The sequence below is a fragment of the Acetobacter orleanensis genome (assembly GCF_001581005.1).
Classification (GTDB): Bacteria; Pseudomonadota; Alphaproteobacteria; order Acetobacterales; family Acetobacteraceae; genus Acetobacter; species Acetobacter orleanensis.
The window spans coordinates 52,036-63,136 of record NZ_LHZV01000052.1; the positions used below are offsets into that span (position 1 = coordinate 52,036).

At 57.1% G+C, this 11,101-nt stretch carries 9 protein-coding genes and 1 pseudogene; 8 read left to right on the forward strand and 2 right to left on the reverse strand.

Annotated features, from left to right (window positions below; all coding sequences use genetic code 11):
- Nucleotides 1-17: 17 nt before the first annotated feature.
- Nucleotides 18-2,318, reverse strand: coding sequence for a type II secretion system secretin GspD (gene gspD / locus AD949_RS04090; protein ID WP_048834507.1), 2,301 nt, complete (start codon nt 2,316-2,318; stop codon nt 18-20).
- A gap of 5 nt (nt 2,319-2,323) precedes the next feature.
- Nucleotides 2,324-2,947 carry a type II secretion system protein GspM gene (gene gspM / locus AD949_RS04095; protein WP_048834506.1) on the reverse strand — a complete coding sequence of 208 codons (624 nt, stop codon included), beginning with the start codon at nt 2,945-2,947 and terminating at the stop codon, nt 2,324-2,326.
- A 314-nt stretch (nt 2,948-3,261) separates the two neighbouring features.
- Between gspM and AD949_RS04100 the strand changes: the two genes are divergently transcribed.
- The 8 genes and pseudogenes from AD949_RS04100 to AD949_RS04135 form a co-directional block, all read left to right on the forward strand.
- Nucleotides 3,262-5,031 carry a GspE/PulE family protein gene (locus tag AD949_RS04100; protein ID WP_244463255.1) on the forward strand — a complete coding sequence of 590 codons (1,770 nt, stop codon included), beginning with the start codon at nt 3,262-3,264 and terminating at the stop codon, nt 5,029-5,031.
- The gene (locus AD949_RS04105; RefSeq protein WP_048834505.1) at nt 5,028-6,269 is read left to right on the forward strand and encodes a type II secretion system F family protein; all 1,242 of its coding nucleotides are present in this window, start codon (nt 5,028-5,030) and stop codon (nt 6,267-6,269) included. The genes AD949_RS04100 and AD949_RS04105 overlap by 4 nt, the downstream gene beginning before the upstream one ends.
- The gene (locus AD949_RS04110; RefSeq protein WP_048834504.1) at nt 6,253-6,684 is read left to right on the forward strand and encodes a GspH/FimT family pseudopilin; all 432 of its coding nucleotides are present in this window, start codon (nt 6,253-6,255) and stop codon (nt 6,682-6,684) included. The genes AD949_RS04105 and AD949_RS04110 overlap by 17 nt, the downstream gene beginning before the upstream one ends.
- Complete coding sequence (locus AD949_RS04115) at nt 6,674-7,072, forward strand: prepilin-type N-terminal cleavage/methylation domain-containing protein (RefSeq protein ID WP_048834503.1); 399 nt, start codon at nt 6,674-6,676, stop codon at nt 7,070-7,072. Before AD949_RS04110 ends, AD949_RS04115 begins: the two co-directional genes overlap by 11 nt.
- Nucleotides 7,069-7,680 (forward strand): prepilin-type N-terminal cleavage/methylation domain-containing protein, encoded by a 612-nt coding sequence (locus AD949_RS04120; RefSeq protein ID WP_048834502.1) that lies wholly within the window; start codon nt 7,069-7,071, stop codon nt 7,678-7,680. Before AD949_RS04115 ends, AD949_RS04120 begins: the two co-directional genes overlap by 4 nt.
- Nucleotides 7,667-8,113, forward strand: coding sequence for a hypothetical protein (locus AD949_RS04125; protein WP_048834501.1), 447 nt, complete (start codon nt 7,667-7,669; stop codon nt 8,111-8,113). The genes AD949_RS04120 and AD949_RS04125 overlap by 14 nt, the downstream gene beginning before the upstream one ends.
- Nucleotides 8,114-8,592: 479 nt before the next feature.
- The gene (locus AD949_RS04130) at nt 8,593-10,155 is read left to right on the forward strand and encodes a phospholipase C (RefSeq protein WP_244463254.1); all 1,563 of its coding nucleotides are present in this window, start codon (nt 8,593-8,595) and stop codon (nt 10,153-10,155) included.
- Nucleotides 10,156-10,717: 562 nt separating this feature from the next.
- A pseudogene (locus AD949_RS04135) lies at nt 10,718-11,101 on the forward strand (hypothetical protein); the annotation flags it as partial.

The following is an 11,101-nucleotide window of genomic DNA, read 5'->3' on the forward strand; positions in this document are numbered from 1 at the left end:
CACGTTTTCAGGCGCACTTAGTCATGCAGGCCAACAGCTTTCAGAATGCGTTGCTGCGGGTCTGGGGAGCCAGTTTGCGGTGTGTGGGCCAGTTCTGGTGTCAGCGCGGCGGACTGGGCGAGGTTTCTGCGCAGGTCTTCCGTCATGGCGCGGGCATCGCTCTGGCTGCGAATGACATGCGGTGTGATCATGACGAGGAGTTCCGTACGCTCCCGCTGGTTGGTCTGCTGGCTGGCGAGCATGCCCAGAACAGGAATATCTTTCAGCCACGGCAAACCCTGATTACCGCGAGATGCGTTATCCGTAATCAGCCCCGCAAGCCCGACTGTCTGGCCATCTTCAATCGCCACGCGTGAGGTAACCTGCCGCTGTGAAAAAGTCGGGCTGTTAATGCTGGAAGAGCCGGTACCTGTTGAGGTGGAGGAAACGGAACTGACCTGTTGCGAAATATCAAGTGTTACCAAGCCCGTATTGCTAACGTGGGGCGTAACCTGAAGAATAACGCCGGTCGGCTGGTAGTTGATGGAATTGGTGATGGTGGAATTGGAGGTGACAACGCTTGTTGTTGCTCCGGTAAGATAGGGCACAAGATTACCGACCATGAGCGAGGCTGGTTGGTTATCCACCACCATAATCTGCGGGGAGGACAGAACCCGCACTTTGGTTACAGTTTGCAGCGCGTTAATCACAAATGGCGCGCCGCCCTGCCCATGGCCACCCAACACAAAACCCGGAAAGCCGGAGGACAGTTGGGAAGAGACCAGATTAGCCGCACCCAGAGGCTGCGTGGCGTTACTCAGAATGCCGTTAATCCCGCCGGATTTGAAGAAAAACTGTGTGCCGTATTGCAGGGAGTCATTCAGAGTGACCTCGGCTACGGTGGCATCCACCATGACCTGAAGCGGCATAATATCAATTTTATGCAGCATGGCAGTGATGGTTTCAGTTTCCGCGCGCGTACCGTACACCAGAACGGAGTTGTTCTGTAAGTCAGGGATGATACGAATGTGAGAGCTATTCTCACTGTTTTCGCCCATGTTCCCCAATCCGCCCAGAAGGGGATTGTTGCTGATACCGTCTTGCTGATTGCTGCTCTGGTTCTGTCCGCCGCCGTTATTCTGGCCTGCGCCAAAAGCGCCGGAGCTGGAATCAGAGGAGTTGTTGCCTGATGTGAAAGACCCAGACTGTCCGCCGCCCATGCCGGAGGAATTGGACATGTTGCCAAAACCGGAGGAACTGTTGCCGTTGTTCAGGCTCATTCCTGTCTGTTGTTTGGGTGCAGGTGTGGGCGTGGCTGTCACATGGTCTGGCGTAAAGGCCTGCTGGAGTACATAGGCGACGTCATTCGCCCGGCCATTTTGAAGGTAGAAGGCGCTCCAATTGCGTACGGTCTGCTTGCGTCCGGCCTCAATGACGGAAAAAGCCCGCCGGGCATCTTCAATCAGGCGAGGCTGGCGGGCCGTAACCAGAATGGAATCAATCCCCGGCATGGGAAACAGGCGAATGGCGTCATTGCCAGTGCCGTCGCCGCCGGTGCGGCGAACGCCCAGAGCGGTTTTCAGAGCCTGACTGAGTTCGCTGACTGTCCCGGTTGTGGCGGGCAGGAGCAGGTAGGACTGTCCGGCCAGAGCATCGGTATCAAACGTGCGGACCAGTTCTGTCAGGCTCTCCCGCGTCGCGGCATCACCCGAGAGGATGATGGTATTGCTCTCCGGGTCTGCTGTGACATGGCTGCCGCCTTGGACTACCGGCTGAATGAGCTTTGCAATGCTGGCAGCGTTTGTATAGCGCAGCGGAATGGCGATGGTGCTGTTGGCGGACCCGGCACCAGACCCCGGACCGCCGCTGCCCACGGTGAGAGGCACAACGCGATATAGCCCACTTTGCGTCACCAATGTTGCGTTAGCACCCGCCAGCAGCACACGCAGCGTAGGAATAAGCTGGTCACGCCGCAAGGGTTGGGCGGTGTGGAGGGTTGCTGTGCCCTGCACGGTGGGGTCAACCACGTAATTGACATGCAAAATGCCGCCGAGGATTTGCTCTGTTACGGCGCGAATATCGGTATTGGCAAAATTGAGGGAAATATCGCCACCACCGCTTACCGGGCTGCCAGTCAGACCACTTTGCGTACCACGACCCATGCGCACGAACGTCTGCCCGTTAGAAGGAAGGGGGGCGACGGCACCATCTTCCCGCACCGTTGCGCGGATATCATGCTCTGGCACAGGAAGGGGCGGCAGTTCTGGCTGTTTCTGGGCGCAGCCCGCTACGGAGATCAGGAGGGAGGCGGCGCTGACGCGACGGAGAAAATGCGGCATGATCCTCAATGTGTCGGAGCGGTGTGGGCGGGTGTGCCGAGATCGGCTCTGAAGCCCGTAATAGAAAGCGTTGCATCCACGGCGCTGCCGTGTCCGCGTGTGGTCTCGGTTACGGCGCGGGCGCGTTGAATTTCCAGATCTTCAACCAGTAGGCGTGGTTCCGCATGGTCAATATCGCCAAGCAGCGCCACAAAGGCAGGCCAGTTTCCTGTCAGCGCAATGCGGATGCTAATGGCGCGGAAATGTCCCACGGCGTGCGGAGGGAGCGTTTCCTGACTGGAGATTTCAATCTGGTGCTGCGTGGCCAGTGCCTGAACGGTTTGGACAAGATTGGCGGCGGCTTCAGAATCACTCTGCCCTGACAGGAGGCTGTGCGTGCTGGATGCTGAGGCGCGTCGCTCCTGATAGCGCCGCTTGAGTTCGGGGATCTGGCTGACAAGCTGCTCCGTGTGGCTTAGCACTAAACGCTTGTCTTCAAGGTCTGCTGCGCGGTTGTTATAGAACGAAAGCAGGGAAAGCCCGGTTAGACTAATCCCGGCGAGACCAGCAAAAGTCAGACTACAGGCAAGAACCTGCCCACTCAGGCCCGTTGGGAGACGTGTGCCCGTGGAGAGACGTGCCTCTGTCACGCGGTCAGCCTGCCGGACAGGGTTATGTCTGTCGGGTCAGAGTGGTGGAGGAACAGGAACGTCATGGCGTGCTCATGCCTTGCGCGCAGCAGCGGGAAAACCGTGTAGTCGGCAGAGCCGCAGGTCTGTCAGACCATCAGAGGATGTGTGTGGGCATTACCATTCCCCTCTTCCCTGTGGCGAGGGGGAAGTTGTGACAGTTTGATGAAACGTTCTGAATGGCCCCAGCGGTGATCTGGTCGCGTGAAAGCGGTTCTTTTATAACCTGTCCAGACGTGCGGCATCCGCTGCGTATCAGCAAAAGGTAGCGTTGCGTGAGCTTTTCCATTCTTCCGGCCCCGGGTGCGCGTGCACTGGGGGAAGCCCGGCTGGCGGAGGCTCTGATGCGGGCTGGGACGTGTGATGCCGCTGTGCTGGACCGCGCCCGTCGGGTCGCGCAGGAAAACCGGCAGGCGCTACCCGCCATCCTTCTTCAGCTTGGTCTGGTGAGTGAGGTCGCGTTGGCCGCGGCCTATGCCAGCCTGACCGACGGCCCAGTTGTGTCTGCCGCAACGCTTGCCGCCTTGGAAGAGCCGGTTCTGCCAGACCGTCTTCCGGCACCGTTCCTGCGGCAGGTATCTGCTGTCCCGCTCCATCTAGAAGGCGGGGTGTTGCTGTTGGCTATGGCGGACCCGCTGGATGCGTTTATTACACAGGCGGTCTCACTGGCTGTTTCTCTTCCCGTGCGCCCACTGGCAGCGCTCCCTGTGGATTTGGAAGCCGCCTTAAACCGCCTTTACCCTGAAACGAGAGAGGGGGATGCGGCGGAAGGGGAGGGGGAGAGCGCGGAGGGTGATCCGCTTGAGGAGGATGCGGACCGACTGAAGGATCTGGCGAGCGAGGCCCCGGTTATTCGGCTGGTTAATCAGATTATTTTCCGCGCCGTCGAGACCCATGCCTCTGATATTCATTTTGAGCCTTTTGAAAACCGGTTGGGTGTGCGGTTCCGGTATGACGGGGTGCTGCACGAAATGGAGAGCCAGCCCGCGCGGTTGATTGCGGCTGTTATTTCCCGCATCAAGATCATGGCGCGGCTGGATATTGCCGAGCGCCGTCTACCGCAGGATGGTCGCATCAAGCTGGCTGTGCGCGGTCGGTCGGTGGATTTTCGTGTGTCCACCATTCCCGCGTTGCACGGCGAATCTGTGGTGATGCGTGTGTTGGATCGAGGGTCCGTAAAATTCGAATATGGGCTTCTGGGCCTCTCGCCCGCAGTAACGGCGCAATTACGCGCAGCACTGGAAGAACCGAACGGTATTGTGCTGGTCACCGGGCCCACAGGCAGCGGTAAAACCACCACGCTTTATACCGGTCTGGCGCAGTTGAATGTAACCGAGCGCAAAGTGGTTACTATTGAAGACCCGATTGAATATCAGCTTGCTGGTATCAATCAGATTCAAATTCGTCCGCAAATTGGCCTGACATTTGCAACCCTGCTGCGGGCCATTTTGCGGCAGGACCCGGATGTGATCATGGTGGGGGAAATCCGTGATCTGGAAACAGCGCAAATCGCGGCACAGGCGGCGCTGACGGGGCACCTTGTGCTGTCCACGCTCCACACCAACTCTGCCGCGGCTGCCATTACCCGCCTGCGGGACATGGGATTGGAGGACTATCTGCAAACCGCCGTGCTGCGTGGGGTTCTGGCTCAGCGGCTTGTAAGGCGGCTCTGCACGGCGTGTCGGGCACCGCTCCAACTGGATGCGGCCGTGGCGCAGCGTCTGGGTATTCCGTCCGATAAGGCAGGCTCTCTCTGGCAGGCGGTCGGGTGTCCGGACTGTCGCCATACCGGCTACCGGGGGCGCGTCGCCATTGCGGAATATCTGGTGCCATCCCCTGCCATTGTCAGGCTGATCCTCGCACGGGCGGACCATACAGCTATCGAGCGTCAAGCTGCGGAGGAGGGGATGAAAACTCTTTTTCAGGCTGGAATAGACGCGGCGTGTGACGGAGAGACAACGGTTGAGGAAGTCATGCGGATTATCCGCGCCGAGACTGAAACGCCTCCCGTGCCAGCGCTGACCTCTGGAGCCTCAGTCGGGTGAGCACAACATGGCGCTATACCGCTCTGACCGCAGATGGGCAGATGCAGCGCGGGCAGGCTCAAGGAGCGGATGAAGCGCGTGTCGTCGCGGATTTGCGGCGTAATGGACTGACGCCTGTGCGGGTTGTGCCGCAGTCCGAAGGCGGTAGGGTAGGTGGCTTGCAGGTGTCATTCTCTTTGCGGAGAGCCGGGCTGACGCGAGGACAGGTTACGGACATTACGCGAGAACTGGCGCTCATGCTGGGCGCAGGGCTGGATCTGGACCGTGCTCTGCGTTTTCTGATTGAGACCCTGCCGGAAAACGGGAGTGCGGGCCGTCGCGCTCGTAAGGTGCTTACTGAACTGCGGGACGCCATGCGGAATGGTGGGTCGTTCGCCTCAGCCCTCTCTACACGGGCCGATTGTTTCACGCCGCTTTATATCAATCTGGTCAAGGCCGGGGAGGCCGGAGGAGCACTGGGTGACGCGCTGGACCGTCTGGCCACACTGATGGAGCGGGAACGAAAGCTGACCACCTCCATTCAATCCGCGCTGATTTATCCGGCCATTCTGGTGGTGGCTTCCATCGGGTCGGTCGTGCTGTTGCTGACGGGCGTTCTGCCGCAATTTGTGCCCTTGTTTACGGAGGCCGGAGCGCAACTGCCGTTCCTGACGCAATGTGTGATTGCCGCGGGTGATTTTCTAAGCCACTGGGGCCTCGTTCTGCTGCTTGCCACGATTGCCTCTGGCTTTGTTTTGCGGGCGTTGCTGGCACAGCCTGCTTTTCGTCTCAGATTTGACCGCACGCTTCTTCGCCTGCCTGTGGTGGGCGGTCTTTCACGGGATATTATGGCCGCGCGTCTAACCCGCACGCTCGGCACTCTGCTGCAAAACGGTGTGTCGCTCCTGAGTGCGTTAAAAATCAGCGAGGACGTTATTGGCAATCGCGCCGGTGCGCAGGCTGTGGCGGCAGCGGCTCTTGTCGCGAGGGAAGGCGGAGGGCTTTCCCGTCCGTTGGACAACGCGGGGGTGTTCCCGCCCCGCGCCATTCATCTGATGCGGCTTGGGGAAGAAACGGCGCAGCTTGGTCCCTTGTGCCTCCGTGCAGCGGAATTGCATGAAGAGTCAGCGCGTGTCGGCCTGCAACGTCTGGTTGCTCTGCTTGTGCCAGCCATTACCATTATTATGGGCGCAGTTGTTGCGGGGATTGTGTCTGCTCTGCTGCTGGCCATGCTGGGGCTGAATGACCTTGCGCATTAAACAGGAGCAGGGCTTCACGCTGCTGGAGATGATAATTGTTCTGGCTATTGCAGGGCTTTTTCTTGCCCTCATTCTCGAGCGTGGGCCGATGCATAGCACGCTGGTGTCCTTCCTTCAGGCGCGCGAGAACCTCCTGAGCACCCTGCGGGCCGCCCGGTTGGACGCCATGACCAAGGGGGAAGTCGTTACAGTCCGGTTTGACGTGGCGCAGAACAGACTCATCGAATTTTCCAGAAAAACTCTCTTGAGCCAGACGACGTTGCCGAAAGAGGCTGAACTTATGGCACCGGCTCCCATGACGTTTCAGCCGGACGGCCTTGCTAGTGCGGTGGCATGGGGGCTGCGTGTTGGGGCGCGGACGGTCAGTATTTCGGTCAGCCCACTGACAGGGCGGATTTTAACGCATGGCGACTAAAACAGGCCGCCCCGATGAGCAGGGCTTTACCCTTTTGGAAGTTGTGGTGGCCATTGCGATTGCTGCGGCAGGGATGGCCGTTCTCGCCGTCACCTTGGGTGGGGCTCTGGAAAATACAACCCGCTCAGGCTACCGGGAGGAAGCGCTTAGTCGCGCCCGGTCTCGACTGGATAGTGCGCTCGTGCTTACGCACCCGATTATCGGGCGGCAGGAGGGGCAGGACCCGGATGGATATCGTTGGGTGACGGAAACCCGGCAGATTGCCACGCTTCCATCTGGTCGCGGGATGCCGCTGGCATTTTATGCGGTGGATGTGGAAGTGCTCTGGGGGCGCGGGGCGCGGGTGCATCTCACTGGACGGCGGTTCGGGCCGCCAGCTACGCCATGAAGATGCGGATGGCGCGGCGGTGGGGTAACGGGCATGTAAACGGCGCTCAAGCCGGTTTTACGCTGCTGGAAATTCTGGTTGTTACGGCATTGCTCGGCCTGTTGTTCCTTATGTTGTCGGGAGGTGTCACATTTGGGCTACGGGGCTGGGTACGGCAGCACGCGGCGCAGGAACGCATTGTAGAACGAACGGAAGTTGATGCGGCTCTTCGCAAACTTCTCGGAGCCGTTCTGCCGGATGAGGCCAACGTGACAGGCGCACAAGATCGTCTGGCTCTGACCACCCTTACGCGCTTGCCTGACGGCATGGAGCATGAAGTCGGCATTGGGCTGGGTGTGGACCGTGCGCGGCGTCTGGTTCTGCGTTGGCAGATACACCCTCAGCTGGGGTGCGCTCCCGAGGGGCCACAGCATGAGGAAGTTCTCGCGCAGGACGTATCTGCCTTGTTTCTCCGTTATTGGGGTGGCTCTCCGGCCAGTTGGCACACAACATGGACAGGGGATGCGCCACTTCTTTTTGGTGTGCGTATCATTCCGGCCCACGGTGCCGCATGGACCGAACTTATTATCAAACCATTCAGCAGAGATGGAAGTCATGATGGGCCGTAAGCATGGGACATGGTGTGTTTTGGGGGTGGGGTTTCTGCATGCGGTCACCTTACAATCCGCTCTTGCCTCTCCCACTCCTTTGGATGAGAAGGCGACGCAGGGTGATGCCGCCAAAACTGTTCTGGCGCGACCTCTGTTTGCCTTGGACCGACGGCCTGATGCAGCCGCAATGCAGGCGGAGACCACCCCTGTTCTGACCGGTATTGTCCATTATGCCGGGCAAAATGGTGCTTTGTTCAAGGCGCCGGGGCTTCCTGTGGGACATTTGGTGCGCACGGGGGAGACGGTCGCAGGCTGGACTCTCGTTTCAATCAGTAGGGAGTCCGTTACGCTGGAGCGTGGAGGGGAGAAGAGTATCCAGCGTCCAGATTTTCAGCATCGACAGGGCATGAGTGTGGCAGAGCCGCCTTCCACGGCAAGCAGTTCTGAATAATGTTCCATATGTGGACGCTAAATATGAAACACAATATTTAGAAAAATTTATTGTATTTGAATAATGTTTTTATATTCTATTTTTCGTGTGTTGGTTCTTATTTTTGATGTGGCAGACTGTTTGTTGAGGTATTACAAAATGTCCTTCCTTTCTGAGAGCGGAATGGTTTTACTGTCATAAGTTCTTCATGAAACAGTCACACATGAACCCGGAAACAAAGGCTATTGAACAGGTGGTTTAGCAATTACGGCCCCTGCTAAAGGGTCTCGCGGTCATCATTCCTCAAACCGGCATCCAGCTTGGGCGCCGGTGTTTTTCATGGTGCGGCAGGTCTCTCATGCAGGCAGTAAAATACGAAAGGTGACGTAACAGTGTTCGTCAGACCCATGAAAGTTGCATTGTCAGCTCTTCTCTCGCTGTCTATTTGTCTGCCCGCAATGAGCAACGCTGCCGGTCTGGGTGCTTCCAGATACGCGCACATGCCAGCATCACGCTTCGCCACGAAAACGCCGATCAAGCATCTCGTGGTGATTTATCAGGAGAACGTCTCCTTCGATCATTATTTTGCAACCTACCCCAAGTCGGCAAATCCGGCTGGCGAACCCAGCTTTACGGCACTCACGGGCACGCCGCAGGTTAACAACCTGTTGAACGCTAACCTGCTGGAGCAAAACCCCAACACCAACAGCGCAAACGGGAGCGGGGCTGCTCTGCCGTTCCGTTTGGACCGTACGCAGGCTGCTACAGCGGACCAAAACCACGCCTACACGCCTGAACAGCGCGCAACCAATAATGGCTCAATGGATCTGTTCCCTAAATATACTGGGCGCGGTTCATCCGGTGGCGTCGGTGCATTCGGCACGACCGCTCAGGTGCTGGGCTATTATGACGGCAACACGGTAACCGCTTACTGGAACTATGCTCAGTATTTCGCCATGAGCGATAATAACTATACGGACACGTATGGTCCCTCTACGCCGGGCGCATTGGAAGTTGTCGGCGGTCAGACCAACGGTGTGCAGTCTATCGTCGGTTCCAAGGCGTCCTCTTCCATTATTGCGGATGGAAAAGACGGCTACACGATGATCAATGACGTGGACCCGGGCTATGACGTCTGTTCTTCCAAATCCAACGCCGTCATGCTGAACGCAAAGAACATTGGTGATCTGCTTAACACCAAAAACATCCCATGGGGTGGATTTATGGGCGGGTTTGACCTGACCACAGCAAACAGTGATAGTTCCACGAGTTGCCAGCGTCAGACTTATTCCGATGTTGTTTCTGAAGATGTGACAGACTACATCCCGCATCACAACTGGTTCCAGTATTTTGCGTCCACCTCCAACCCGCAGCACACCCGTCCGTCTTCCATGGCGGCTATTGGGTACAGCACGGTTGCAGGGTCCTCGGCTGTTGAGCCAGCCAACCATCAGTATGATCTGAACGATTTCTACAGTGCGCTGAAGGCCGGTAACTTCCCCGCAGTATCCTATATCAAAATGCCGGCGTATCAGGACGGCCATGCCGGCTATTCTGACCCGCTGGATGAGCAGGCTGGCGTTGTAAAACTCATCAATTTCATTCAGCAGCAGCCGGAATGGAGCAGCACGGCGGTCGTGATCGCTTATGATGACTCCGATGGCTGGTATGACCATCAGTATGTCGCACCTCAGCACGGTTCTTTTGATGCCAATGCTGACCAAGTGAACGGTAGCGGCGTGTGTGGCACGGCTGGCAGCCAGCCGATGGGTGTCAATGGTCAGCCGGTTAATGGTCGTTGCGGCCCGGGCACGCGTCTGCCGTTTATCGTTATTTCTCCTTACGCCAAGGCAAATTCTGTCAGCCACACTCTGTCTACGCAGGCTTCTGTTGTGCGCTTCATCGAAGATAACTGGCTGAACGGCGCACGTCTGGGTGGCGGTTCTTTTGATGAAGCGTCTGGCAGCATTGAAGACCTGTTTGACTTCACCCATCAGCGTTCCGGCCAGCTTTTGCTTGACCCTGCTACGGGCAGCGTGCTGACCAACACGATCTCGAACTAAACAAAGGCTTATGGGGGGGAATTGAAGAAGACCCCCATGACTTTTTCAAGATTCTAAAATCCAAAGCAATCGACGTAATCTTTGCGTCGGTTGTTTTGTTTGCAGGGCTGGGGATATTTCCATGCCGTCTTGATTGTTTTCCAGAGTATTCCTTGTTCATAAAGACTTCATGGAAACGTCACACTAATCGTCCGCAAATCCTTTAGAAGTTCCCGCAGAAAAGTTTGTCCTTCGTCTGGTGATGGATGGTCTGCGTTTGTTGATGTTCGTTATTTTCTCTGATGAGTTAAAAAATTTTCTCGTTATGATGGCAGTTTTTTTAATTTTTGAACGCGCTCTTGCGCCAAGATCTAAAAAACAAAATTTTTTGTCTCTTTGAATGTAACTGCTCCTAAAACAGCTTCATATTTCAGAAAGTTTATACTTGTCTTGTGAGTTAATTGCCTCACCATTCACGTGCTTCCTGCCAAAAACACTGCTTTGAACACGCGGAACAGAGTTTGCCTCGTTTTTCTTCCCTGTGCCCATGATGGCCTCGCACTTGTTATCGAAAGAAAAGAGCATGGATAACGTTACTTCAGGTTCTAAACAGGGCGCTGCCTTGCAGAGTAATCCGACCAATCCATCGCCGTCTTCTGCACAGACAGGACTGGGCACAGCCACGCAGTCCGGCATGAGTGTCAATAATGGGGACACCCTCGATATTGCTGCCGGTGTTAGTTCATCTAACGTCACGGTCAACGCGGGTGGCGTCGTAACGGTGTCTGGTGGAACACTAACGACGGCGACGGTCTCTGGCGGAGAAGTGGACGTCTTCTCTGGCGGCACGGTCTCAGCAGCCAATGTGACGAACGGCGGCAACCTGTATGTGGAAGATGGCGCGTCAGCGGTGTCCGCCTCTGTCGGGTCTGCCGGGTATCTGGAAGTGGATGCCGGTGGTGTCGCC